Source organism: Bradyrhizobium sp. CCBAU 45394 (assembly GCF_028128655.1).
Lineage (GTDB): Bacteria > Pseudomonadota > Alphaproteobacteria > Rhizobiales > Xanthobacteraceae > Bradyrhizobium > Bradyrhizobium diazoefficiens.
In genome coordinates, this window is sequence record NZ_LBIX01000148.1 from 16,955 (window position 1) to 41,461 (window position 24,507).

Below are 24,507 nucleotides of genomic sequence, written 5' to 3' on the forward strand. Positions count from 1 at the left end.
CCGTGCTGAACCCGAACACAATTGTGGCCGTCGATGGAGCCGGAGAAGGCAGGCGATAGGAGACGCATCGCCAAGAGACTGAGGCGGCCGCGCGTCGCAAGGCCACCGCGAGCCGCGCCAGCCGCAGAACCGGCCGGGCCAGCGGTGCTAGCCCCTGCGGATCTATCCCATTTGCTCATCGATCGCATCCGGCGGGCACAACTTTGGATGTTCAAAGATGTCAGCCGCCGGCTCGCGGCCTTTGAGATCGGCCCGTCGCAATTCTTCGTGCTGTCCATGATCGAGGCCAATCCGGGCGCCAATCAGTTCGCCATCGCGCAATCGCTATCGATTAATCGCGCTGGAATCGGAAGGCTAGTGGACGATCTGGAGCGGCACGGTCTGGTGCAGCGCTCCGCCTCTGCCGTCAACCGCCGCTACTACGTGCTTTATCTGACCGAAGCCGGCGCCGCACTCTTAGGCCGCTTACGGCCGGCGATCGCCGGATGCGAGACGGCGATCGCCGAAAGGATTGGACCGCGCCGCTTCAGGGAAATGCAACGTGCGCTGGACCGGATGCGGGATCCCTGAAGGAAGCGCAGCCATCATCCGCGCGGCATTCTCGTCAGAAAGCGGACCTCTAGCTGCGACCATAGCTTGCCTCGATCGAGCGCATGATTGCGCATGCGGAGCCAACTCCTGAGTCGCGGTGTGGGTCAAAGGCTGAGCGGCGTCAATCCACTGTCCAAGCGAGTTTTTCTTGCGGTCTCCTAGCAAGGTCAGGTCGAGTAATGCGCCAACGTCAGCATCGTTTGAATCCGTCAAACCGCTCCCTTCACCGCCTTTTGGTACAGCAGGACGGCTTCACGCTCGTTGAAATGCTCGTCGTGACTACCATCATAGGTCTCGTCGTGGGCCTCGTCGGCCAACCATCTTTCGGAATCGAAAATCAAGGCAGCCAGAATTCAAATCGAAGGCTTCGCCCAGGCGCTTGACCTGCATTATCTCGACAATGGCACGTATCCGGCGACTGGTGTTGGATTGGCTACGCTTGTGCAGAAGCCGACCAATGTCGAGCGCCGGAACGGCCCTTACTTGAAAGGCAACGTGGTTCCGAACGATCCCTGGGGCAAACCCCTATACGTATGCATTTCCGGGGACGCATGGGTTAGCGTATGACCTCGCATCCCTTGGAGCTGACAGTCGCGAGGGGGGCACCGAGCAAGCTGCCGATATTGCCAACTGGCAGAAATAGTGCGCGTCGCCCGACGACTCACAATTGGGACACATGATGTGCTGTCGGCAGAGCTCTGGGCGCCCGGCCGTTCGATTTCGAGCACGATACGCCCGTCCCCATCACGACCCATCGCGGCTTCGATCTCCGCCGGTGCAGGGCTTCTACTCTGCCCGAATCGTCGTTGGTGCTTCTTAAATCGGGAAACACCGCCCCGCGACAGCTACAGCGGCCGCCGAGCCGACTAGCGAACTCGTAGGGCCGCCACGCCTCGTCGGGGACGTTTGGCATTCGCCATCACGTGCTGCGCGAGGAGGCAGCGTGCACTCTTCTCCTCGCTATAGGTCTTATCGGTCGGGATCAGCCTGGCTCCGTCTACGATGTACCAATATTTGACCCAGTTTGGACGTCCGTCCTTGAATGGGGGCGTATGGAGTACAAGCTTGGGCCGAGCCGCAACGGGCTTGGCAGCATTTCGACTCATCGGACAACTCCTTGGCGACATCAGGGGATTGAGGATCACTTGGCGGCTTAGTCGGACCTCTGGAGCGAGAAGAGTCAATAACGCCCGACGAGGGATGCGGGGAAAACCGATATTTTGCGCCGCTCCGCGGCCGGGGCACTCCGGTTTAGTTCCGGAGGCTGGGAGCGAGCTTATTCGGCCACAATGAACATCCCGGTAGCGTGCCGAGCGACCGCCTTTTCGGGCCCGAGGTAGCGGCGACCAACAATCTCCACTCTGGTTCGACAATCACAGGGACCGGAGCCGAGTCGAGGTAGGGTTGCCGACGTGTTTGTTACAGTCGGCCGGATCGGCTCCCATCGCGACAACCTCTTCGACGGCAGCCGGCAGTTCGCATATTTCTTCGTCGGAGTTCGTTCGTAGCGTGCTTGCGTGCTAAGTTGCACGAGCGTGGTCAAGGTCAGCGGCTGGGCGGAGAGATCGAGATGGACGAGATTGGCGCAGGCGAGCGCCATCACCGTCGGCGCGGGATCGCTTACTTGAGCAGTTGGCCGAGCGGCATTGGCCCCTCGTCGAGGAGGACCTGCATGATGCGAATGCGCAGCCCGATCGGAATAGTCACGTCGCAGTAGGACCAGACCAGGTTCGCGTTGGCGCGGCGCGGTTCGCGCCGAATATCTTCGGCCGTCAAAACAAGCGGCTTGAGCTGGAGTTCACTTAGCGCGATCAACATGAGGCCCTCGTCCTCGAGGTCGCGCATGCGCCGCGCTGGGACAACGTCAAGGAAATAGGGGCCATCCTCATAGTTGACGACGACCGCATCGATCGTGACCTGCGCCAACGCAACGCGGGCTGAGGCGACGTAATCGATGGACCGCACCCGCGATCGAGGGAGGCCTGGACCAGTGCATCGCGCAGCGCCGGGTGTCGCACCGGGATCGCGGTCGTGGTCTTGATCGAGACGAAGAGAGCGGTGAGGCCCTCGGCCTCTTTTGTGTCGTACATGACCTTGAACGTTCACTCATAAGTGCTCTGCCTTCAGATCTCGATGATCAGGTTGGGATCAAAGCTCCGGTTGTCCCAGGTACGCTGTTGTGGCATCCAGGGTCCGTAGCCCTTGGCGTTCGACGCCACGCGCGTTGCACCGATGACGGTGTCATCGGACTCGTGGGTATGGCTGTAGACCCAGAGATCGGCGGACCTTAAGGCGCCGCGCCCGTCATCCGCCGCCGGCCGCATCGAGGCCGTCGCTGCGGTAGGCCGCATTGAGGATATCGTCCGGCCTCGGGGGATCTGACGGTGCCAAAGCAGCGCCAGGATGCGGGGCGTGATGGGTGATCACGACCAGCTTGCCCACGCGCGGCTTGCGCATCTCCAGTTCGAGGAACGCGCGGGCCTGCCGGTGCCGGGCCAGCACGTGGCTTGGCCGGAAGCGCTCGACATAGCGCCCGATCCTAACCTTGCGGAAATCATTCATCCGTTCGACCGCGACCATCATGGCGCGATGCGGATCGCCGAACAGGTCGAAGTCCGTCCAGATGGTTGCGCCGGCGATCGAGTCGTATCCCTCGGCCGGAACGCGCCGCACCAGGGCGCCCACCAGAGATATTTAGGCTTCCGCGGAATCAATCGCAGTCTCCTTCATTGGAAGCAAGATTTGTGATCTCCTTCGAGGCCCCTGCAACCAAAGCCCAAGCCGACTGGGCATGCGTGGCCGTGAGCGACGCGTTGGGCCTTTGCGTGAAGGCAGGTGTTCGAAGACGCGAAATGGATCACAGAGGCTCAATAAGTCAGCGAGCAACTTTATTACCTCGGTTAGTGTCTATCGCGCAGGCATAATGCCGGTATTATACAGGCATCATACGGTGCGATCGGATTTTTGCGAATCAATGCAGACACTTGCGAGGCTCGAATGATGTCTCCAAGCGCGCACGAAAATTGCCCGAGATCCTGATTTCGACGTGAACGAAGCACGCAGCTCGGCAAGACGTCCTCTTCCCTTCCCAAAGTCGTGATCGGGCCTCGCGTGCAAGCCAGGACTGAGCTTCGATCTTGGGGGTGATCGATATCTGCGCCGTGGTCCGGCTCGGCGAAGGGCCGGCCGGGGATTTCGTCGCGGCTGCCGCCGGTCGCGAGTTCAATGGCTTGCGCCTCGGGTTCGTCGCGCACGATCCCGAGGAGCGCGGACAGTGATCCGAGAGAGGATCGCGGCGCTCAGCGGATAGGTACGGCTCCTTCGACTGCTTGTCTTTGCGATTTTGCGGGAAGCGATCTTGCTCGCCGCGAAGGCGTTCGAGCCCCAGCGGCCGTGAGCTATTCTCCATGGAGGAGACCCAATGCAGCCGTGAGGTCGTTTAACCCGAAAACGTCCATCTGTACCTAAGCTCTCCCTCTCCGAGCCGAACATTGTGACGTAGCCGTGTGCAGGTAGTCCGGTCGCTCTTGATGGAGACAAGGGTCATTTCAGCCCCGCTTCACCACCGGCGCATCGCGCTCGAGCAGACGGCAGGCCTGCTGCAGGGCAGTTTTGATCTCATCCGGTGAGAGCGAGGGATAGTCCACGCGCACGATCTCGTCGGCCGATCTGTTGGCCAGTGTCGCGAAGACCGGCCCCGGCGGCACGCGCGTGCCCCGGAAGACCGGATTGCCGCTCATTACGCCGGAGTACCGCACGATGACCGGCTCATCCGCCGAGAGGCTGCCGGCAATGGTCTCGATAATTGCGATCCGAGCGAGGAACTCCAGCGTGGATTCGCCGGCTTTGCTCTGGCCGCTCCTGATCCGGCGCATCATTCCCGGCGTGACGAGATGAACCCTAGTTCCGAGAATACCGGCGATCATCGCCTTAGCGGTGAACATCTCGGCGGAATCTCTGCGCAGGACGAGCAGCAACTCGCCCTCGCATACCTGGGCATCCAGCAATCTCATGATAAGACCTTGCATAAACGGCTTGTCCGAATTTCGTGGGCTTGCCGACGCTGGACGGGGCGCTCTGGGAGGCCATCGCTAACGTCGAGGGCGATACTACCGGCCCGCGGGGAGCGTTCTGCAGGCACATTGACGAGGCCGATATTCACAGAGCCCACCATCTTCAATTTCTCGCCGCCCGCAGATCGCGCTCGCGCAGGATCGCCTCCACCATGCGGCGCAGCTGCCGCAACGAGCCGCCCCTCCAGTTGTGCGCGATCGCGGCGCGCTCGGTGCCGTCCAGCGGCGGGACCCAAACGGCATCGAGGCCGCGCTCCCGCGCGAGATCGACCATCACGGCCGGCAGCAGGGCGTCGAGGTCGTCGGGAGCCGGGCTCGGAAACGTCACCACGCGAAACCTGTCGCGGATCGGCGAGGGCAGCGGATCGAGGCTGTTCGCCGTAGCTATGTAGGAAACGTGCGAGACATCGACAGGCGTGAGCAAGGCCGGATCGGGAAAGCGGGCACTGGTCTCGGGCTCGAGAAAGGCGAGCAAGGCGTCCCAAAGCCGGCCATAGTCGGAGCGTGTGCCGGCCTTCTCCAATTCGTCGATCAACACGAGCGGATTGGCGATTTTGCCTTGTGCGATCGCCAGAAATGCGTGGCAGGGTTCGGCGGAATTCCAGCGCCTGTCCGTACCGCCGAACACGGCGCCGTCGGCGCGCGCGGCATCCTCCCGCCAAATGCTGACGCCGAGGGTCTCACCGAGCCGTCGGGCGAATCGGCTCTTGGCAGCGCCGGGCGGGCCGACCAACAGCAGGGGGCGCAGGTGGACCGTCGCACGGCCGACGAGATCGGCGAGCGCGAAGTCGATCACGTTCATCGCCCAGGGAAACTCGAATGCCAGCGCGTTGCGGACCTTGTGCAACGGCGGCGCCTCGATCAGCGGCAGGGGCGTGTTGATGGCATGCTTGAGAGGGACCAGGATTTCCTTGAGCTTGGTGTTCTTCATCTCGAGTTCGGACAGGCGGGCGACCATGACGTGGCGCTTGGGAATGGCTTTCGCGTCGACGCTCGCCGGCGCCTCCCCGCCGGCGGACATCTCGTCCTCCTTCTCAGCTTTCTGCCGGTACGCTTCCTCGAACTGCTGCCGGATCTTTGCCTTTGCAGCAGCGAGGCGGCGCTCGACCATGCGGCCTCCGAGGTAGATCGCGTTCGCCGCTGCCGAAAGGCTGCCGGACAGCATTCCTGTGCAAGCCGGCAGCGCTGCCCAACCGAAGGTGAACTGCTCGATATCGCAGCTGAGCTCCTTCTCCACATGCCCAAGGGTCTCATAAAGAGCGTGAACCAGTGCTTTGCCGACCCTTTGGTGCTCCTCAAGCTGATGAGAACTGCGCGGCGTCGGCAGCGACAGCAACCGGACGCAGTCGGCCAGGCTCCGCAAGTTCGGCTCGTCTCGCGTGACGGCACGATGATCGAGTTCGGCTGCGAGTGCCACTCCGGCATCAAACGTTCGCTCCGAGGCCCAGGCGGCGCTGTGCGGCAGCTGCGGGCACAACTCATGGATCTCTGCGATCAGTCGCTCCGAGACATGCTGGGCTCCGTTGGTGCTCAGCACGGCGTAGCGCAGGAGGCGCGGCAGTCCCTTCAGGCGCTCATCACAATCAGCGGAATCGGCTGCCGCACCCGTCGAGACAACGTCTTCAACCGGCCGGTCGGCTTCGTCGTCAGAGCTCATGCGCGGTCCGCGCAGCATCGCACAAGCGTGGCGGGGCTCAGCGGCTGCGTGAGCAGATCGAGAGAGACAAGATTGGCGCAGGCGAGCGCCATCACCGCCGCGGCGGGATCGCTTTCGGCGGCCACGGCCTTGAGCAACTGGCCGAGCGGCATTGGGCCCTCATCGAGCAGGACTTGCAGGATTTGCAGGCGCAACCCGATCGGAACGGGCACGTTGTTGTAGGACCAGACCAGTTTCGCATTGGCGTGGCGTGGCTCGCGCCGGATCTCCTCAGTGGTGAGCTCAAGCGGCTCAAGTTTGAGGTCATCTCGCGCGATCAGCACGAGGCCTTCGTCATCGACGTCGCGGATGCGCTGCCCCGGGACGACGTCGAGGACATAGCGGCCATTCTCTCGCTGGATGATGACGGCATCGAGCGGGACCTGTACGGAGGCGACCCGGGCGGAGGCGATGTAATCGATGGACCGCACCCGCGGATCGAGGGAGGCCTGGATCAGCGCATCGCGCAGCGCCGGGTGTCGTACCGGGACCGCGGTCGTGGTCTTAGCGGAGACAAAAAGATCGGTGGGGCCCTCGGCCTGTTTTTCGTCGTACATGATGTTACTTTCTCACTCGTACAAGGATGGACGAAAGCGCGTTGCTCCCGTCCGGTTGTCATCGAGATCAGCCATGGCTTGCTCCTGCCCTTCAGATCTCGACAATGCAGTTCGGGTCGAAGCTTAGGTTGTCCCAGGTGCGCTGCTGCGGCGGCCAGGGGCCATAGCCCTTCGCGTTCGAAACTACGCGCGTTGCTCCGATCACGCGGTCCTCGGATTCGTGCGTATGGCCGTAGATCCAGAGATCGGCGGGCTTTAGCGCCCCTCGCCCGTCATTCGCCGCCGGCCGCATCAGGGCCGTGAGATCGCTCCGGTAGGCTGCGCTGAGGATCCCGTCCGGGCTTGGTGGGTCGGAGAGCGCCAAGCCCGCGCCGGGATGCGGGGCGTGATGGGAGATCACGACCAGCTTTCCCGGACGAGGCCTGCGCATCTCCGCTTCGAAGAACGCGCGGGCCTGCATGTGACGCGCCAGCGCGTAAGTCGGCCGGAAGCGCTTGGAATAGCCGCCGATCCTAATCTTGCGAAAATCGACCATCCGCTCGGCCGCGACTGCCATGGCCCGATGCGGGTCGCCGAACAGATCGAAGTCCGTCCAGGTCGTAGCGCCAGCAAAGGTGACGTCGCCGATCCGAATGGAGTCGTGCTGCAGAAAATGGACGTTCGTGCCTATTGCTGCCGCTCTCGCCTTCTCGATCGTCCGGTCTAGATCGGCGCCGTAGTACTCGTGGTTGCCGGCCACGTAGATCACCGGCCGATCCGCGACCCGTTCGAGCAGCCACCTCACCCCACGTTCGGCGCGCGGGATGAGATCGCCGGCCACCACCATGACGTTGAAGTCCGGCTGCGCATCACCGGCCGGCAGGTCCCAGCCCTTCGTCAATTCCACGTGTAGGTCCGATAAGATCCACAAGCGCACGTCAGTCCTCGTCATCATCATCATCATCGAGACGCTCGGCCCGAAGCAGTGCCGCGACGAGCCCCCTCGGGCAGCTCATCGACAGAAGGCGCAACACCACATCCGCCGATCCGCAAAGCCGACAATTGTGACGGTGCGGTGTGTATTCGCACTCGCCTTTGCCGGAGCAGGAGGGGCACTGGAATCGGGCCATCACTGTCGCTCCGGTTCGCCCGCAGGCGACGAACTCTCGCTCGACGAGTCGCTCACGCTGTCGCAGACCGGCGCGTTTGCGTGGAACAGAGCTCATTGCTGAGTGGCCGATGCATCCAGGCCGCAGGTTGCGCAAGTCCGGCTCGCGCGTATGGCGGCGAGGCGGATGGCCTCTTCGATTCTCGCTCTGGTGTCGCCCGAGACCTCGCCGACCCACCTGATCAAGAGCAGGCCCAGTTTCTCGTCGATACGCGTGAACTCGAAGGTTTCGTTCTCCCCCAATGCGGCTTCGATCATGCCGCAGAGCTGCTCAAGGACATCGCGCCAGCCCTGTCTGCAGCGCGGATAGCCAGGCGACGATATCGGCTCGCCCTGCGGGAACTGGAACAGACAAGGATGCGCCTGCATCACATCGGCCTGCCAACTCTCGGTCACAGCCGTCTCAGGCCTGCCTGCCTCCACGATCGTCGGATCCTCGTCGAGGAAGCGGTCGTCCTCGCGGTCGTAACGCCGCGCCACAATGCGGTAGCCATCGGCCGCCCGGACGCGAACGAGATGGACGTTCTCCTGGCCAGACGGGGCCGGGATCAGCTCGCCTTCCACGTGGTTGACGCAACGGATCATGGAGGCTTGACCGAGGATGCACAGCCGCCCCTCCTCGCCACAGGACTCGCAGGTGCAGGCGGAGCGTGCCTTGGCAAGCGCGACGGCCTCGTGAAGCCCGGCGACCGTCTCGGGCGATACGTCACCACGCCAATAGACCCGTAGCGCTGCGGATTTTTTTACAACCTGGCTGATCCGGATCGTCTCGCCCGGCTGCAGGGCCGCTTCCATGCGCCTGCAGAGGCGACCGAGCAGATCGCGCCAGCCATCGCCGACGTCGGCCTTCACCTTTGGCGGGTCGCTAACCGGGTCGAACAGATCCGGATGCGCCAGCACGAACTCGAGCCGCCAGTCACGCTCCACATTCGCCATTGCAGACCTCCTGCCGTCGTCATTGCAGCGGGGAACAAATCATAAACATCAACCTATGTCAACGTTCATATATATACAAATACATATATTTAAGTCTGGAGCGCCCATCTTCATATATCCAAAGCCACCTATGGCCATTTGGCAAAACCCCGCCTAGATTGGACGCGCCCAAGGATTCGCTGAGGTGCGAATCCTTGCCCCTTCAGCGCCGGAGAGCTCATGAGTGACGCAAGAAAACCCACAAAGAAAAGCAAGGCGCCGACCGGGCAGCAAAAACGAAACTTCTTTGCCACCCTGTCCGCCGACGTGATCAAGTCGATCAAACGGGCTGCCCTCGATGACGACACCACGGCGTCGGAGATTTTGAACGAGGCTGCCCGGGACTGGCTCGAACGGCGCAGGCACAAGACATCCAAGGCTGGCTAGTCGAGAGCCATGCGCCATCGGCACGCTCGCCTCGGAGACTGCGCTCAAAGTAAGCACGACTGCTTCGGCGCGCTGCGTGCATGACGTGGCAGCGCCCGGCTCGACGCGCTCCATCAGAGCTCCGATCCCGCCGGTGCCGGCCGGTCGAGCCCGCACCATGTCGGCCTTGAGGCTGGACGCGAGCCGAACAGTCATGCCCGGCTCTCCCTACCGGCGCGCGGGACATCGAATGCGCGCAGCGCGTTCAGCACCGCCTTCTCGGACGGCGCAAAGCCGCCGCGGAGAGCCGGCTGGCCGCAGCGGAAGTCGAACCAGGATGCGCACATCAAATCGGCGCGGCACGGATCGGGCTCGGCGCGATCGATGACATGGGCAAGCACAATCGCGCATCTGGGCTCGCCCTCGAGCGCAAGGCGGAGCACGGCCGTCAACGCAATGTCGGTCTTGATGCCGCCGAGCCGCCTGATCGGCATCAAGGACAGCACCAGCGCGATCGCGGCATCCACATTGCCTTGCAACGCCGGCTCGACCTCGGCCCCCTCGATCAGCCTTGCGACCTGCTCGAGCGCGGAGCAGATGGCGAGGAACTCCGTCGCCCGAAACGCGTCCGCAGGCATCGACCGCCACCAACGTAGCGGCGCGATCTGAACCAGGGCGCGGACAACCGGCGAAGTGGTCGGGGATCTTCGCAGCGTTGCCATCGCGCGGAAGCTTCGCGGTCCCACTGCAGGCGACGCTGATCCCGACGAGCGTGCCGCCGTCGCCGGCATGATCGGAAAGACCGGCCGCACTAATTTGCCGGGGCTCCTGCCCCGGCGTCATCATGGAATTGGACATTTGGCGAGCCCTCCTACGTCGCGCGCCCGATCGGCGGCGCATTGCGGGGGAGCACCCACTTGGTGCCGGCGACATGAGCTCCGGCCACGAACTTTGCCGCGACCGCTGCGCTGAAGAAGCACCAATCGACTTGGAAGCGCAGGCGATCCGTCACACCAGCGATCGGAACCACGACGTCCCGGGCTAGCAGGTCGGCGCGCAGCCTCTTGATGTTCTTCCGCAGGCTGTGGGTCTCCGTCGCTCGCAGCTCCGAGCCAGCCGCGACGACGAACCCCTGATCGGCGTGGTAGCCGCGGGCCCAGATGCCGCGATAGTCAAATGCGAACTCTTCGGGCACCGGTCGTGTCGGGCAGGCGATCTCGACGGCTTCCTTCGCATCGTCGCTGTCATCGCCCTTCCCTTGCGCGGTCGGCTGGCTCAGGAGATTGCCGTCGACAACCCGGCATCCGGCGTCGAACAGGAGGCGCCGGGCCTGCGTCGCGAGCAGCTCCAAGGTTGCGGTCTGTTCGAGCCGCCAGGGCAGAACCCGCGGCTCCACGGTGTTGGCGAGGCGAACCAGCCCCGCCTCTCTGGCGAGTTCGCTCAGACGGTGCTCCAGGTAGAGCCGCGTCGACCAGTCCATCGTGCGCGGCTCCTCCTGCGCATGGATCAGGAAGACATCGCTGGCGAAAGCTTTGGCGGGATCCACCACGTGCTCGGCGATGCATTTCATCGCGTAATGACTCTGGCCGAGGTAGGCTTGGCCGCCCCCTGTGAGCAAATAGCAGGCAGACCATTGGTCCATGCTCGCCGAAAGCCGCCTCGCCATCTCCATTGGAAACGTCGTGACCGCGAGCCGGCCCGCCGGATCGCTGATCAGGCGATAGCCTTCGATGCCGCCGAAGGGGCGATAAATGGTGTGGGTGCAGGGCTGAAGCTGCAGGGTCATCTCGGAAGAAAACTTCATCGATCGATCTCTCTATGTTTGAGAGATCGCAAAGCACGACATCGGACGGGCTGACGCGCCGCCGAACGCCTGCCGGACTTGGCAGGGGGCGGGCTGTCATCGCAGCTTGCGTGGCCTGTCTCGCAAGAATCGCGACGCCAGGATTGGTGGCGCTAGCAAGCGGGATCGCCAATGCATGCAACGGACCGGGACCGATCCACGCGACGCCGTCGCGCCGCATGTCGTCGAGCCTCGCGATCGGTGCCTAGCTGATGGTGGCGGCGATGACGGAAAGGGAGATGCCGCCCGCGGTGGGCCCGACATCGGGCACGACAGCGCAGCCGCCGGTCACACAGGACCGGACATAGCGCAGCAGAGAGTACGCGAGAAGGAACGCCGAATCGGCGTTATAGTGATGCCTAGCCATAATGACTCCTAGTCGGTCGTTGTGGTCAGGCCGTCGTTTGGTGTTGGCGCACCGGCGGCGGCCGCCTTCGCGAGGGACGCGAAGTCAGACCAATATGTTGCCTGCGCGCGGAAAATTCCAGCACGCCGCAGCCCTCGTTCGACATGCATGGTTAACGACAGCTCTCGAGACAGGTGTTCTGCCTGGCAAGCGTGAGCTGACGCGGGGCCGCAATTTCGCAGGGTCGGAACGTCAAGGACGCGGCGCTTGGTAGTCGAGCTCCTCCGTCTCGACCGCATCACCACTGGCCGCGCTGATTTCGGTGGGCCACTGCGGGATCGGCTGGGGACGCCTCGTCGGCAGCCGAGGCCTCGCGCTCCCAGGGGAGCTGATGCCGTCACGCCGAAGCCCGGACGATTGCCGGATCTTCCGACGCAGGAATTCGTCAAAGTCCTCCTGATATTGTCGCTGCCGCCTAGCGCCGGCCTCGAGTTCACGCGCATCGCGCGCCAGCGTAATTGGATCGGGTTTGACCATCCACGAGTCGTCGTCCGGCAGCGGTTCCAGACCTTCGAAAGCCTCGGACGACGAACCGGCGGTTCGGCTCGCATCCTCACCAGCGGCCACACGCCGGCTGTCAGTGCCCGGCGTCGCGATGGGCGCAACCGCTGAAGCCAGGCCGGCGAGCTCGCGCGACAGGTGGAGTGGAGCAGTGCGCGGCACCCTCAGGTCCGCCGGCGATCGAGGAAGATTGTTGGAGGCCACACCCACTTGGGGCGGCCGGGGGGCCTCTTTGCGATGTCCGGACATCCGAGCGATTGCCTCGGAGGAGGAAGCAGCGGTTCGCCTCACGTGCCCACCAGCGGCGACGCGACGGCTCTCATTGCCCGACGTCGCGATGGGCGAAACGGCGGATGCCGGCTCAGCGACATCGCTCGGCTCGATGGGAGCGGTGCTCGGCACCCTCAGGTCTGCCGGCGATCGAGGAAGGTTGTTGGAGGCGACACCCAGTCGGGGCGGCCGGGGGTCCTCTCTGCGATGTCCGGACATCCGAGCGATTGCCTCGGACGAGGAAGCAGCCGTTCGCCTCACATCCCCACCAGCGGCCACGCGCCGGCTGTCGGTGCCCCGCGTAGCGATGGGTGCAACGGCGGATGCCGGATCGGCGACATCGCTCGACTGGACCGGAGCGGCGTTCGGCACCACCAGATTTGCCGGCTGTTGAGGATGATCTTCGCAGACCACATCCACTTGCCGGGGAGCATCGAGGGCTTCATCCGCCTGCGTGCCAACCTTGTCCGCCTCAAAGTTCGCAAAGAATTCTGCGGCGATCCCGAGCGGATCATGGCGGGCAATCGCGGCCTTCATCTCGCCGAAGAATTCCCGCGCAATGAGGTCCCGGGCGGAGGTGCTGGGGGCGCGATTGACCATGAACACGCCTTCGGAGGCGGCCGCGATCGCCAACAAGTCGGCAAGGCGTGCACCTCCCTCCACCACCAGGGCCGGCCAGTCGAGCTCGCGCACGAACCGCGCCACGATTGCAGCATCCTCCGAATTGCCCGTTGCCGCGATCCTGAACGCGTGGCCGTCGAAGGAAACAGAGCTCCCGCGCAGCGCCACCGCCGGCGAACCCAACCGCGCATGCAGCTGGTAGCCTGCCTTCTGCGCCGCATCCGCGAACTGCATCCTGAGTTTGCTTGCCCGCTTGTTGTCGACAGAATACACGGCCGCGTTTGTCACGATCACGCCCCCATCCTCTGGCCCCGGAACTTGCTTCGGCGCTTCGTGTTTTTGCTTCAGCTCAGGGTTCTCCACCAGCTGTTCGATCGCCTCAACCTCCCTGCCCTCGTTGCTCGCGCAAACCATCCGGCGCGGCCGCCGCGCCTTCGGAATTCCCGCTCCCTTCGCATCGTTACGGCGCGGATCGACGTACGCGTCGATGCCTAGGACCGCGCAGCCAAGCGTGAGCCTCCCCCCGAGGAGGGCCCGCGCGTACCGCCCTTGGTCGCGCCTGAACAGCGTATTCCACCTTTCTTCCTTCAGGCCGAAACCGTGTTGCTCCAGCGTGCGTTGCGCGAGCCAGCCGTGAGCGTGCGGGTTCAGTTTGCCGTCGCTTGCAACGACGCACTCAACATCGAGCCGCACCGCCATGCCTCGCTCGACGAAGGGCAGTAGCGCGAACGCCGCAAGCGGCAGTAGCAACATGCGCGGGACCGCGCGTGGGAGGCTGAAATCAACAATTCGACCCTCCTGCCCGTCCCACCGCTTTTCGGTGCACACGGCCGCGCTGCGAAAATACTCCCAGTTCTCGAACGCCTCCGGCGCGCCCATCGGTAGCAACACGCCGCCTCCGACCCGGCAATCGGCATAGCGCCGGTAATCGACGCGACCGAAGCGATCGGTCACCCACGTGCAAGTCTGATACGCGAACCTATGGCGGGCGGTATAGCCCTTGGTCGGCTGCACAACACCGAAGTGGATAGAGCCGCTGAATGACACGGTTGCCTCCGACACATAATGGACGGTCGTCGTCGTCTGGCAACGGGCTAACATCTCACCCTGCAAGTCCCTAACAGACACGGCTCGATAGGCCGCGCTCATCACGATTGAAATCCAAGCCGGCCAGTGGTGATCCCTCTTCGCAATTGAGTTTTCACAGCAGAAAGGCGTGCCGTGTGTCGCCGCAATGCTCCGCGACGTGCCCACGAAAATGGAGATCGAGGTCGGCGTCACTTGTCCCTTAGCGTCGACCTTTTGCCGATGATCGGAAGCAACTCAGGCGCGTACGGTGGCCTAACCATCCTGCTGTCAGACGACCTCACCGTGCCGCAGTAGGGCTTTGAGGAACCCAAAATCGCCAAATACGAAAACTTTTCGCATTTGGCGATTTTCCAGACCTGCAAGCCATTGTAATCAATGGCGAAATACCGATCGCACCGTATAGTGCGGGTATTATGCGGGCATAATGCGGGCATTATACCGGTGCGATCGGCGTTCCGAACCGCCCACAAATGCCTAATGGCGGACAGCCGACTGTAACCAGCTGTCTCCATTCGCGCATTCGCGGTCCAGGCAAGCCGGCTTGGCTGGCCTACGTAGGCGTACCTTGTCGCCCCATTCGCCACCGCGTGGCGAAATCAAGCAACACAGGCCGCCAACCGAATTGCAAAATTGCAAAGAGAGCCGGTTCAATAAGGTCGCGAGCCGGCGCCAACTGCCGACGGATAGACCATGTGTCGGCGTCAGCACAGCTGCGCGTGAGAATTGGCTTTCAAGAAGCTCGAGGCCTAATGACATGTTAGGCCTCCCTGGCCGCTGGCTTGGGCATCGCGCTCAAGACCGCAGGACCAGCAGGAGATCGCAAACCCGGATCGAGCGGGGACCGTGATCATGGCGGCCCCCCAACAATTTCCTTCCCTGCAGGGAAATCCAGGGTGGCAAATGCCGCCGCTCATGCACGTGAAGGGCCTACCTGCGAGGCCCGAACACAGACCCGGGACAATTCGTCGGGACAGAATGAGCCAGTGTCCTGATTGGCACCAGCACCGGCGACTTTCCACGTCTGTAGAATGCTCCGCAAAGGGCCGCCAGTGGGCGCGCCCAAAGCGCGCCTATAAGATCGCGCAACCGAATAGGCCCTGGCCGTCCGGACAATTTCTCATGTGGCGCAAAGTGGGCGCGAAGATATGAGCCTCAGGCGGCGGGCAGCCGACGCACCAACGGCAGGCGCACGCGAGCTCCGTTCTGCCGCAGGTCGAGGCGCTCGCGCAGGCTCTTCACAAAATGCCGATCGTGTGTGCGAGGTTTATCGCCCAGAAACTTCTGCAAAGGGCAGTAAATCGCAAAATGTTGCCCATCAGATCGGAGCTCCCTGGAGCACCCGTATTGAGCCTTGGAAGATCGCTCCACCTCTGAGCATCGGAAGTGTGCTCCGAGCTGACGGTCTCCGAGACTTTCCCGCTTTGTTAACCATCGGCATTGAGATGTTGTTGTTCGACACGATCCCGTGTGCTACATGGGCGCTCGATTGTAGAAACCCTTACGCCGCGCGAGGTGTGGGGGAGGTTGAAAGTGCAATAACATAGTGCTTTCTGTACAATCGATGTTGTAACCCCGTAACGGGGTGGCAAGAGAGCGTCTCTCCGGAGGCGCTCTTTTTTGCTTTCATCCAGCCGGAAAGGCGGACGAGCGCATCGAAGGCCGCGTTTTGTCCGTTCAAGTACGTCGTGTCGGGCACGCCTCAACTGCCCTCCAGCATCGTCACGGCCGCGCTTCGACTGCTTCGCCTGATCGTTCGAGGCGCGAATCACGCTGGCGTCAGGCATCAGTGGCGCACACAACGTCCTCTTCGGCTGGCGGCTTCCCTGAGAAGCGGATCCGGATCTCTGAGCCCCCGAGCCTACTTCAGCTTTATCGTCTGCTCGCCGGCTTGTTGACGAGCCGCTTTTGTTCGACCGGAAAGCCCCATGTTTAGCTAGCGCCAATGGACAAGAAGCGCTTTCCTGACGCTGCCAGCCGAGACGGAGGCTGCAGCACGGCATCTATCTTCCCGGCCAACTCGGCTTGCGCTTCTCGCTGAAGGCCTTCAGGCCCTCCTTGGCGTCCTCGGTCATCGCCAGCAGTGCGATCTGGCTCTCGGTGTAGGCGATGCTTTCGTCGAACGACATCGAGGCAATCGCACGCATGGCGTATTTGCCTCGGCGGATCGCGGTCGGGGATTTGTCGACGATACGGCCGATCAGCCAGTCGACCTTGGCATCGAGCTCGGCCGTCGGCACGACGTAGTTGAGCAGGCCGGCGTCCTTCGCCGCCTTCGCATCGAACGGCTCGCCTGTGAGTGCCCATTCATTGACGAGGCGCCGCGATGCGATCTCCTGCAACAGGCTCAGCACCTGCATCGGAAACACGCCGACCTTCACCTCCGGCAGGCCGAAGATGACGTGATCGGCCGCCACAGCCATATCGGTCATGCACAGCAAGCCAATGCCGCCGGCCATGCAGACGCCGCCGACCCGCGCGATCGCGGGCTTGGTCGCGTTCTGCGACAGGCGCAACAGATCGGCGTAGTCGACATTCGGCCTGGAGAAATCCATCGCAAAGGCCGCACCGGAATTCTGCAAGTCCGCGCCAGCGCAGAACGCCTTGTCGCCCGCGCCCGTCAGCACGATGACGCGGACGTCCTTGTCGTCATGCGCATCGCGATAGCCTTTGGTGATGCCGGCGATGACGTCGCCGTTCAGCGCGTTGCGCTTCTCCGGCCGGTTGATGGTGATCCAGAACGCCTGCCCGCGCTTCTCGGTGACGACGGCTGTGGTGTCGGTCATGGCACGCTCGCTTCCTTGCTCCCGTTTTGCTGCCATTTGCGGCAGGTCGGGCGAGAGGTGCAAGCGCAAACTGCGGCGCAGCGCCGCTTTAGCGCCTCGACACAAATTGCAAGGCAATCGCCATGCGCGCTCAGGTGGCCGCTTTCCTGATCCAGACCTTGTTGTCGTGGAATGCAGCGCCGCCGATCGGGGCGATGGTGTCCGCACCGGTCAGCGTGTTGATGCCGCGACCGCCGATATGATTCTTGTTCGGATGAACGGACTCCGCAATCAGGACGCCGCGCCGCACGCCCTCGAACAGCGTCGCAATCAGCGTGGTCTCGCCGCGGGTGTTGCCGAGCGTCACGGCGTCGCCGTCGGCGATATCGAGGGGGGCTGCATCCAGCGGGTGGATCATCACGCTCGCTTTGCCCTCGCGCGCCTGTGAGGACGGCGTCTCGTTGAACGTGGTGTTGAGGAAGCTGCGCGAGGGGCTGGTCGCAAGCCTGAACGGATGGGCCTGGTCGGCATGCTCGATCACCGCCCAATGGTCGGGCAGTGACGGCATCTGGTCGACATCGCCCATCGTCTGGCCGAACGGCGGATGCGCCCAGTCCGCCCTGAAATGGAATTTGCCGTCGGCATGGCCAAAGCCGTCGAGGAAATGCGCGGTGCGGAAATCCGGTTGCAGATCGCGCCAGATGTCGGCTTCGAGGCCGGCGATGTCGCCGTGGTTGCTGAGCTTCAGCGTTGCGTCGATCAGTTCGCGCGGCGTCATCTCGAAGCCCTGATGCCTGGCGCCAAGCCGCGGTGCCAGCGCCTGCAACACCTGGTGGTTTGAGCGGCATTCGTCGGGCGGGTCGATCAGCTTGGGTCCAACCGAGATGTGTTGATGGCCGCCGCCGTAATAGAGGTCGTCGTGCTCCATGAACATGGTCGCCGGCAGCACGATGTCGGCCATCAGCGCTGTCTCGGTCATGAACTGCTCGTGCACCGCGACGAACAGATCCTCGCGCGCAAAGCCTTGGGCTACCAGCGCCTGCTCCGGCGCCACCGTCATCGGATTGGTGTTCTGGATCAGCATCGCCTTGACCGGTCCCTTGCCGAGCAGGGCCTCGGCGTCGCCGGTGAGGATGCGGCCGATCTTCGACTGGTCGAGCGCACGCGTGGTCCGGTCGATCGCGTCGTGGCCCTCGATGATGGCCTCGTTGAAGTGCCACAGCGCGTAATTGTTGAAGAAGGCGCCGCCGCCTTCATACTGCCAGGCCCCGGTCACCGCGGGGATGCACAGCGCGGCATGCATCTGCGTCGCGCCGTTGCGCGAGCGGGTGAAGCCGTAGCCGAGGCGGAGGAAAGTTCGCTGGGTCTCGCCGACCAGCTTGGCAAACGCCTCGATCTCGGACACCGGCACGCCGCAGATCGCCGAAGCCCATTCCGGCGTGCGCGTCTTCAGATGCGCCTCGAGCTCGGCAGGGCAATCGGTATACTTGTCCATGTAGGCGCGGTCGGCATAGCCGTCGCGGAACAGGACATGCATGACGCCGCAGGCGAAGGCGCCGTCGGTGCCGGGACGCAGGATGATCTTGATGTCAGCCTGCTTCATGGTCTCGTTGTCGTAGATGTCGACGGCCGCGATCTTGGCGCCGCGCTCCTTGCGCGCCCGCGCGGCGTGCGTCATCACGTTGACCTGGGTGTTGACCGGATTGGTGCCCCAGATCACGACGAGGTCGGAGAGCGCCATCTCGCGCGGATCGACGCCGGCGATCTTGCCGGTGCCGATCGCATATCCAATCCGCGCGACATTGGCGCAGATCGTCTGATAGAAGCGCGAATATTTCTTCACATGCGTGAGGCGATTGAGACCGTCGCGCATCACCAGCCCCATCGTGCCGGCGTAGTAGTAGGGCCAGACCGATTCCGCGCCGAACTCGCGCTCGGCCTGGTTGAACCGATGTCCGATCTCGTCCAGCGCCTCGTCCCAGGAGATGCGCGCGAACTGCCCGGAGCCCTTCGGCCCGGTGCGGCGCATCGGATACATCACCCGTTCGGGGTGATGGATACGCTCGGCATAGCGGGCGACCTTGGCGCAGACGACGCCGGCCGTATAGGTCTGCTTCTTCGAACCGCGGACGCGGCCGATGCTGCGGCCTTCGACCACCTCGACATCGAGGGCGCAGGCTGAGGGGCAATCGTGCGGACAGGTCGAATGGCGGATTTCGATCTTGGCGTGCTGGTTCATGTCCCAGTTCGTAACACCAAAATACCGGCCGGCCGAGAGCATTTATCCGGCAACGCCCATGCGATTTGCCGGTTCCTGCCGAAAGCACGAAATCCGGCCCGGCCACACCGAAAGCCGCCCGATATTCCCGGCGCGATCGACTTTGTGAGGCGTCGACAGTCCGCGTTCCCTGCCGCTACAGTGCACCCAACAAGAACGATATCAGGGAGGTGGGCGTGACGGCCCGACAATTCATGCTGGCGCTGGCCGCCGGCCTGCTCGGCGTAGCCGCCGCAGCCCCCTCATTGGCGCAGGATTATCCCACGCACGCGGTCCGAATCGTCGTGCCCTTCGGCGCCGGCGGGCCGGCCGACGTCGCGGCCCGGCTGATCGGCAACGCGCTCCAGGAGAGTTTTGGCCAGCCCTTCGTGGTCGAGAACCGCACCGGCGCGGGGGGCGTCATCGGCACCGTCGAAGCGGCGAAGTCGCCGGCCGACGGCTACACGCTGTTGATGATGTCCAACACCCAGACCGCAAATGAATCGCTGCTGACGCCGGAGCAACGCAAATATGAGCTGATGCGCGACCTCGCGCCGATCGCGCCGGTGAACTATTCCGATCTCGTCCTCGTGGTGAACCCGCAGGTTCCGGCGAAGACGCTGCAAGAGTTCATCGCGCTCGCCAAATCACAACCGGGCAAGCTGAACTACGCCTCCTCCGGCCAGGGCACGCCCTATCACATGGCCGGCGAGCTGTTCAAAGCGATGGCGGGCATCAACGTCGTCCACGTGCCCTACCGCAACAGCGGCGAGGCGCGCAGCGGCGTGATCGGCGGGCAGGTGCAGATGATGATCGACGCCGTGCCGGCGATGGCGCCGAACATCGCCGAGAACCAGGTCCGCGCACTCGCCACCACCGGCAAGCAGCGTTCAACGGTGCTGCCGAACGTGCCGACCGCGGGCGAGGCCGGCACAGCAGGCTATGAGGCCACGATCTGGCTGGGCCTGATGGCGCCGGCCGGCACGCCGAAGCCAGTCATCGACAAGCTCAACGCCGCCGTGAACGCGATGGTGAAACGTCCGGACATCGTCAAGCTCTGGACCGCGCAGGGTGCCGTGCCCATGTCGATGACGCCGGAGGAATTCGACAAGTTCCTGCGCGGCGACATCGAGAAATGGGCCAATGTCGTCAAGAAGTTCGACAAGTCCTGAGGCCGTAGAACGACCATGCCGATTCAATTCCAGCTCAACGGCACGGCGACGGCTGTGGACGCGGATCCGGATCAGACACTGCTCGATGTTCTGCGCGGCCGCCTCGGCGTCACCGGTCCGCATTTCGGCTGTGGCGCCGGTGAGTGCGGGGCCTGTCATGTCATGGTCGGCGATCGCGCGATGGCCTCCTGCGACATGCCGATGTGGTCGGTCGCCGGCAAAGATGTCGTCACGATCGAAGGTCTCGGCACGGCGGAGCAGCCACACGCCTTGCAACGCGCCTTCATCTCCGAACAGGCGATGCAATGCGGCTATTGTGTTTCCGGAATCCTGATCAGTGCGGCGGCGTTGCTGAAGCGCAATCCGTCGCCGACGGAGGCCGAGGTCAGAACGGCGCTCGACCGCAACCTGTGCCGCTGCGGATCGCATAACCGCATGGTCCGCGCCGTGCTGCGCGCGGCCTCGGAGATGGCCACCCCATGACGCCCCCTGCCCCGAAACTGCCGGTCAGCCTCGTGACCAACCCAAGACTGTCATCCTGGGTACAGTTCACCAGCGACGGCCGCGTCGCGATCTCGCCCGGCAAGGTCGAGATCGGCCAGGGCATCGTCACGGCGCTGGCCCAGATCGCCGCGGACGAGCTCGACGTCGATATCGGCCGAATCGAAATGATCCGCGCCTCGACCGCAACCAGCCCGAACGAAGGCGTCACCTCGGGCAGCCTTTCGATCCAGCAATCCGGCCGCGCGCTGCGCCATGTTTGCGCCGAAGTGCGCGAGCGCTTCCTCGCCGCGGCGTCGGAACGCCTCGGCGTCGATGCCTCGCGGCTCGATGTCGATGACGGCACGATCTCGGGTCCCGGCAATGTCAGGACCAGCTATTGGGAGCTGGCGGGCGACGTCTCGCTCGACCAGGATGCCACTGCTGGCGCGACTGCGAAGGCCGCCGCCACGCGTGCCGTAGCAGGGCATTCGATCCAGCGCGTGGACATTCCCGACAAGGTGTTCGCACGGCCGCGCTTCATCCACGACCATGCGCTGCCGGAACTGTTGCACGGCCGCGTGCTGCGGCCGGACATCTCGGGTGCCAAATTGACCGCGCTCGACGAAACAGCCGTGCGCACCGTTCCGGGCCTCGTCGCGATCGCTCGCGACGGCAGTTTCGCCGGCGTGGTCGCCGACAGCGAGGTGGCGGCGGCAGCCGCGCTGAATGCCCTGCGCAAGGGCGCGACATGGTCGGCCGGCGAGCCGCTGCCCGACGAAAACGATCTGGCGGGCTTCCTGAAGAGCCAACCGGTCGAGACGACCACCATCGACACCAGATCGGCCGCGTCGCCACAGAAGGCCGCGCGCACTCTCCGCCGGCAATACACCCGCCCCTATATCGCGCATGCCTCGATCGCGCCGTCCTGTGCGATGGCGCGGTGGGAGGGCGATCGTGTCCACGTCTGGACCCACAGCCAGGGCGTCTATCTGCTGCGCGCCGATCTCGCGATCGTGCTCAGGCTGCCGGCAGAAAACATCGTCGTCGAGCACATGGAGGGCGCCGGCTGCTACGGGCACAATGCGGCCGACGACGTCGCGCTCGATGCCGTGCTGCTGGCGAAAGCGGTCGACGGCCGTCCGGTCCGGGTGCAGTGGTCGCGCCACGACGAGATGTCCCACGCACCGTTCGGCGCGGCCATGGCCATCGAGATCGAGGCCGATCTCGATGCGGACAACGAGATCGTCGGCTGGCGCCATGCGATCTGGAGCAACGGCCACGCGGCGCGGCCGGGACGCGCGGCACAGCCGGCGCTGCTCGCGGCAACCGAGATCGCAAATCCCTATCCGCGCATGATCTCGACGAACCCGCCGGCGGCCAATGGCGGCGGCGGCGACCGCAATTCCGTTCCGCTCTATGACCTCCCGGCCTGGACGATCACGAGCCACCGCTTGCTGACCATGCCGGTGCGCACCTCGGCGCTGCGGACCCTGGGCGGGCAAGGCAACGTGTTCGCCATCGAATCCCTGCTCGACGAGATCGCCGCCCTGCGCGGCGAAGACCCGATCGCGTTTCGGCTGCGCCATCTGCGCGACGAGCGTGCGAAGGACGTCATTCGCGCCGCCGCCCGACGCGCGCGGTGGAAGCCCGAAAAGCGAACCGGTATCGGCTACGGCGCCGGTTTTGCCCGCTACAAGAACACGGGCGCCTATTGCGCCGCGATTGCCGAGATCGAAGGCACTGACGATATCCACGTGAGGCGGCTGACGCTGGCGGTCGATGTCGGCGAAGCCATCAACCCGGACGGCGTGATCAACCAGATCGAGGGCGGCGCGATCCAGGCGACGAGCTGGGTGTTGAAGGAGCGCGTCCGCTTCGACCGGACGCGCATCACATCGACATCGTGGACCGACTATCCGATCCTGACCTTCAGCGAGGTGCCGGCGGTGGATGTCGAGATCATCCAGCGGCCGGAGATCGAGCCGGTCGGCGCCGGCGAAGCCGCACACGGCCCGGTGACGGCGGCGATCGCGAACGCGGTCCACGATTGCCTCGGCGTGCGCGTGCGCGACCTGCCGATCACGCGCGACAAGATCATCGCAGCCATGGAGCTTGCATCGTGACGACAGTGAATATTCTGAGCGGCGGCGCGGCGCAAGGCCTGGTGCGCGGCCTCAGCGAGGCCTTCAAGACGCAGACCGGGTTCGGCATCGACGGCGAGTTCGGCGCGGTCGGCATCATGGCCGACAAGCTGCGTGCGAGCACGCCGGCCGATCTCGTCATATTAACGCAGGCGTTGCTCGCGAAACTTGCCGAGGAGAAGCTCGTCGTCCCCTCCTCGATCGCAGATGTCGGCAGCGTTGAAACCGCGCTGGCGGTCCGCAACCGCGATCCCAAGGTGGCCGTGAAGACTGAAGCCGACCTGCGCGAGGTCCTGCGTGCCGCAGACGCCATCTATGTGCCCGACACCAGGGCTTCGACCGCGGGCCAGCACGTCGCAAAGGTCCTGGATCAACTCGGCATCGCCTACGAGGTCGCATCGCGTCTCAAGATATTCCCGAACGGCGCGACCGCGATGCGGGAGCTTGCGACATCCACCGCGCAAAGGCCGCTCGGTTGCACCCAGGCGACCGAGATCATCGCGACCGACGGCATTGCGCTATCGGGATCGCTGCCGCCGGGCTGCGAACTGGTGACGACGTACACGGCCGGCGTGACCACGCGCGCCGCACACCCGAAGGAAGCCGCCGCGCTGATCGCTTTGCTGACCGGCGCGGACCGAAAGGAGCTGCGCCAGCGCGCGGGTTTTGCCGGCTAGGGCGGGCGCGCACTCATAAACTTGCGCTGCACTTCGTATGAGGTCCGCTCTGCCTCTGATAGCGGCGCGTTGGCGCACCTCACCTCAGGGTCCGAGATGGGCCAAGAGCAGCCATTGGCATAGTCTGCAAGCCAAATTTGTCCAGCTGGTCGTCGCAGCCGAATGCCCGCGCTTTGACGTAGATCAAATCAGACTTAGCCATTAGTAGTAATTTAGTTTTCGCATGGCGCGCATAGTTTAACGCGGCACGGTGTTCAAGCGTCTGTGTCAAACCAATAGGCGGCCTGCTGGGAAACGACGCTTTTCGAAGGGCGGAGAATTTCGATGACGGTCCGCCAGTTACTCAATGAAAAAGGGCATGATGTTTTTACAATTGGCCCGGACAACACCGTCCTTGAGGCCATACAAAAGATGGCTGACCAGAATGCTGGTTCTTTAGTTGTAATCGAGGACGGAAACCCCATTGGCATCATTACCGAACGACATTACGCACGGAACGTGTTTTTGAAAGGACGTGCATCCCCTACAACTCGTGTCCGTGACATTATGGAGGCGAAGATTTTATACGCTCACCTTGATCAAACTGTGGAAGAATGCATGGCCGTTATGACTGAGAAGAGAGTTCGCCACCTTCCCGTTATTGATCAGGGCAAATTGATCGGAATTGTATCGATTGGAGATTTGGTAAAAAGCATAATCAGTAAACAAGAATTCGTCATTGACCAGTTGGTACAATTTATTCACCGCTAATGCGGATCGACTATCGCGCCGATCGCGCTTCTGATGTTTTCCGCTTTTGGTGATGGTTAATCGCGAAGAAATCGCCTTGTTTCCTGCAATCGAAGTTGAGTGTAGCCCTGCTCGGGCGGGGCTTCATAGA

At 63.5% G+C, this 24,507-nt stretch carries 22 protein-coding genes and 1 pseudogene; 9 read left to right on the top strand and 14 right to left on the bottom strand.

Annotation, left to right across the window (positions count from 1 at the left end; all coding sequences use genetic code 11):
* Positions 1-171 precede the first annotated feature (171 nt).
* Complete coding sequence (locus tag WN73_RS15285; RefSeq protein ID WP_271553560.1) at positions 172-570, top strand: MarR family winged helix-turn-helix transcriptional regulator; 399 nt, start codon at positions 172-174, stop codon at positions 568-570.
* A 200-nt stretch (positions 571-770) separates the two neighbouring features.
* A pseudogene (gene gspG / locus WN73_RS44665) lies at positions 771-1,234 on the top strand (type II secretion system major pseudopilin GspG).
* A gap of 977 nt (positions 1,235-2,211) precedes the next feature.
* Here gspG and WN73_RS15295 read toward each other — a convergent pair.
* The 3 genes from WN73_RS15295 to WN73_RS15305 all read right to left on the bottom strand — a co-directional run bounded on the left by WN73_RS15295 (position 2,212) and on the right by WN73_RS15305 (position 3,276).
* Positions 2,212-2,556: a hypothetical protein gene (locus tag WN73_RS15295; RefSeq protein ID WP_271553561.1), complete on the bottom strand. Its 345-nt coding sequence runs from the start codon at positions 2,554-2,556 to the stop codon at positions 2,212-2,214.
* Positions 2,557-2,714: 158 nt separating this feature from the next.
* Positions 2,715-2,942 carry a hypothetical protein gene (locus WN73_RS15300; RefSeq protein ID WP_271553562.1) on the bottom strand — a complete coding sequence of 76 codons (228 nt, stop codon included), beginning with the start codon at positions 2,940-2,942 and terminating at the stop codon, positions 2,715-2,717.
* Positions 2,896-3,276, bottom strand: a complete 381-nt coding sequence (locus tag WN73_RS15305) for a hypothetical protein (protein WP_271553564.1) — start codon at positions 3,274-3,276, stop codon at positions 2,896-2,898. Before WN73_RS15305 ends, WN73_RS15300 begins: the two co-directional genes overlap by 47 nt.
* A gap of 452 nt (positions 3,277-3,728) precedes the next feature.
* On the opposite strand from WN73_RS15305, the gene WN73_RS15310 reads away from it, so the two are divergent.
* Positions 3,729-3,869, top strand: a complete 141-nt coding sequence (locus WN73_RS15310) for a hypothetical protein (RefSeq protein ID WP_271553565.1) — start codon at positions 3,729-3,731, stop codon at positions 3,867-3,869.
* A 270-nt stretch (positions 3,870-4,139) separates the two neighbouring features.
* Here the strand turns inward: WN73_RS15310 and WN73_RS15315 are convergent, their stop codons facing one another.
* From WN73_RS15315 to WN73_RS15335, 5 genes are all read right to left on the bottom strand, one after another.
* Entirely contained in the window at positions 4,140-4,604 is a 465-nt protein-coding gene (locus WN73_RS15315; protein ID WP_271553566.1) for a DUF433 domain-containing protein, read from the bottom strand.
* 163 nt (positions 4,605-4,767) lie between these two features.
* Complete coding sequence (locus WN73_RS15320) at positions 4,768-6,321, bottom strand: AAA family ATPase (RefSeq protein ID WP_271553567.1); 1,554 nt, start codon at positions 6,319-6,321, stop codon at positions 4,768-4,770.
* Positions 6,318-6,917: a hypothetical protein gene (locus tag WN73_RS15325; RefSeq protein ID WP_271553569.1), complete on the bottom strand. Its 600-nt coding sequence runs from the start codon at positions 6,915-6,917 to the stop codon at positions 6,318-6,320. Before WN73_RS15325 ends, WN73_RS15320 begins: the two co-directional genes overlap by 4 nt.
* Before the next feature lie 91 nt (positions 6,918-7,008).
* Positions 7,009-7,860, bottom strand: coding sequence for a metallophosphoesterase (locus WN73_RS15330; protein WP_271553570.1), 852 nt, complete (start codon positions 7,858-7,860; stop codon positions 7,009-7,011).
* A gap of 258 nt (positions 7,861-8,118) precedes the next feature.
* Positions 8,119-9,000 (bottom strand): hypothetical protein, encoded by an 882-nt coding sequence (locus tag WN73_RS15335; protein ID WP_271553571.1) that lies wholly within the window; start codon positions 8,998-9,000, stop codon positions 8,119-8,121.
* 219 nt (positions 9,001-9,219) lie between these two features.
* On the opposite strand from WN73_RS15335, the gene WN73_RS15340 reads away from it, so the two are divergent.
* Positions 9,220-9,426, top strand: coding sequence for a hypothetical protein (locus WN73_RS15340; RefSeq protein ID WP_271553572.1), 207 nt, complete (start codon positions 9,220-9,222; stop codon positions 9,424-9,426).
* 191 nt (positions 9,427-9,617) lie between these two features.
* On the opposite strand, the gene WN73_RS15345 is transcribed toward WN73_RS15340, so the two are convergent.
* From WN73_RS15345 to WN73_RS15370, 6 genes are all read right to left on the bottom strand, one after another.
* Positions 9,618-10,043, bottom strand: a complete 426-nt coding sequence (locus tag WN73_RS15345) for a hypothetical protein (protein ID WP_271553573.1) — start codon at positions 10,041-10,043, stop codon at positions 9,618-9,620.
* Between the two features lie 233 nt (positions 10,044-10,276).
* Positions 10,277-11,191: a hypothetical protein gene (locus tag WN73_RS15350; protein ID WP_271553575.1), complete on the bottom strand. Its 915-nt coding sequence runs from the start codon at positions 11,189-11,191 to the stop codon at positions 10,277-10,279.
* A gap of 262 nt (positions 11,192-11,453) precedes the next feature.
* On the bottom strand, positions 11,454-11,615 hold the full coding sequence (locus tag WN73_RS15355) for a hypothetical protein (RefSeq protein ID WP_271553577.1): 162 nt from the start codon (positions 11,613-11,615) through the stop codon (positions 11,454-11,456).
* A gap of 231 nt (positions 11,616-11,846) precedes the next feature.
* Complete coding sequence (locus WN73_RS15360) at positions 11,847-14,093, bottom strand: MobA/MobL family protein (protein ID WP_271553578.1); 2,247 nt, start codon at positions 14,091-14,093, stop codon at positions 11,847-11,849.
* 2,042 nt (positions 14,094-16,135) lie between these two features.
* Positions 16,136-16,918, bottom strand: coding sequence for an enoyl-CoA hydratase/isomerase family protein (locus WN73_RS15365; protein WP_028173134.1), 783 nt, complete (start codon positions 16,916-16,918; stop codon positions 16,136-16,138).
* 130 nt (positions 16,919-17,048) lie between these two features.
* Positions 17,049-19,136: a molybdopterin-dependent oxidoreductase gene (locus WN73_RS15370; RefSeq protein ID WP_271553579.1), complete on the bottom strand. Its 2,088-nt coding sequence runs from the start codon at positions 19,134-19,136 to the stop codon at positions 17,049-17,051.
* A 233-nt stretch (positions 19,137-19,369) separates the two neighbouring features.
* On the opposite strand from WN73_RS15370, the gene WN73_RS15375 reads away from it, so the two are divergent.
* The 5 genes from WN73_RS15375 (at position 19,370) to WN73_RS15395 (ending at position 24,377) form a co-directional block, all read left to right on the top strand.
* A complete protein-coding gene (locus tag WN73_RS15375; protein ID WP_271553585.1) occupies positions 19,370-20,326 on the top strand; it encodes a tripartite tricarboxylate transporter substrate binding protein in 957 nt (318 codons plus the stop codon).
* Positions 20,327-20,341: 15 nt separating this feature from the next.
* The gene (locus tag WN73_RS15380; protein ID WP_271553580.1) at positions 20,342-20,809 is read left to right on the top strand and encodes a (2Fe-2S)-binding protein; all 468 of its coding nucleotides are present in this window, start codon (positions 20,342-20,344) and stop codon (positions 20,807-20,809) included.
* The gene (locus WN73_RS15385; protein WP_271553582.1) at positions 20,806-22,932 is read left to right on the top strand and encodes a xanthine dehydrogenase family protein molybdopterin-binding subunit; all 2,127 of its coding nucleotides are present in this window, start codon (positions 20,806-20,808) and stop codon (positions 22,930-22,932) included. Before WN73_RS15380 ends, WN73_RS15385 begins: the two co-directional genes overlap by 4 nt.
* Entirely contained in the window at positions 22,929-23,627 is a 699-nt protein-coding gene (locus WN73_RS15390) for a molybdate ABC transporter substrate-binding protein (protein ID WP_060908297.1), read from the top strand. The genes WN73_RS15385 and WN73_RS15390 overlap by 4 nt, the downstream gene beginning before the upstream one ends.
* A gap of 324 nt (positions 23,628-23,951) precedes the next feature.
* Complete coding sequence (locus WN73_RS15395) at positions 23,952-24,377, top strand: CBS domain-containing protein (RefSeq protein WP_271553583.1); 426 nt, start codon at positions 23,952-23,954, stop codon at positions 24,375-24,377.
* Positions 24,378-24,507: the final 130 nt, after the last annotated feature.

Excerpts from the sequence above, each read along its gene's own strand:
- WN73_RS15320 (WP_271553567.1), bottom strand. The coding sequence starts at position 6,321 with ATGAGCTCTGACGACGAAGCCGACCGGCCGGTTGAAGACGTTGTCTCG.
- WN73_RS15345 (WP_271553573.1), bottom strand. The coding sequence starts at position 10,043 with ATGCCTGCGGACGCGTTTCGGGCGACGGAGTTCCTCGCCATCTGCTCC.
- WN73_RS15330 (WP_271553570.1), bottom strand. The coding sequence starts at position 7,860 with ATGATGATGATGATGACGAGGACTGACGTGCGCTTGTGGATCTTATCG.
- WN73_RS15365 (WP_028173134.1), bottom strand. The coding sequence starts at position 16,918 with ATGACCGACACCACAGCCGTCGTCACCGAGAAGCGCGGGCAGGCGTTC.
- WN73_RS15355 (WP_271553577.1), bottom strand. The coding sequence starts at position 11,615 with ATGGCTAGGCATCACTATAACGCCGATTCGGCGTTCCTTCTCGCGTAC.
- WN73_RS15300 (WP_271553562.1), bottom strand. The coding sequence starts at position 2,942 with ATGCGGCCTACCGCAGCGACGGCCTCGATGCGGCCGGCGGCGGATGAC.
- WN73_RS15385 (WP_271553582.1), top strand. The coding sequence starts at position 20,806 with ATGACGCCCCCTGCCCCGAAACTGCCGGTCAGCCTCGTGACCAACCCA.
- WN73_RS15380 (WP_271553580.1), top strand. The coding sequence starts at position 20,342 with ATGCCGATTCAATTCCAGCTCAACGGCACGGCGACGGCTGTGGACGCG.
- WN73_RS15350 (WP_271553575.1), bottom strand. The coding sequence starts at position 11,191 with ATGACCCTGCAGCTTCAGCCCTGCACCCACACCATTTATCGCCCCTTC.
- WN73_RS15370 (WP_271553579.1), bottom strand. The coding sequence starts at position 19,136 with ATGAACCAGCACGCCAAGATCGAAATCCGCCATTCGACCTGTCCGCAC.
- WN73_RS15315 (WP_271553566.1), bottom strand. The coding sequence starts at position 4,604 with ATGAGATTGCTGGATGCCCAGGTATGCGAGGGCGAGTTGCTGCTCGTC.
- WN73_RS15325 (WP_271553569.1), bottom strand. The coding sequence starts at position 6,917 with ATGTACGACGAAAAACAGGCCGAGGGCCCCACCGATCTTTTTGTCTCC.
- WN73_RS15375 (WP_271553585.1), top strand. The coding sequence starts at position 19,370 with ATGCTGGCGCTGGCCGCCGGCCTGCTCGGCGTAGCCGCCGCAGCCCCC.
- WN73_RS15395 (WP_271553583.1), top strand. The coding sequence starts at position 23,952 with ATGACGGTCCGCCAGTTACTCAATGAAAAAGGGCATGATGTTTTTACA.
- WN73_RS15340 (WP_271553572.1), top strand. The coding sequence starts at position 9,220 with ATGAGTGACGCAAGAAAACCCACAAAGAAAAGCAAGGCGCCGACCGGG.
- WN73_RS15335 (WP_271553571.1), bottom strand. The coding sequence starts at position 9,000 with ATGGCGAATGTGGAGCGTGACTGGCGGCTCGAGTTCGTGCTGGCGCAT.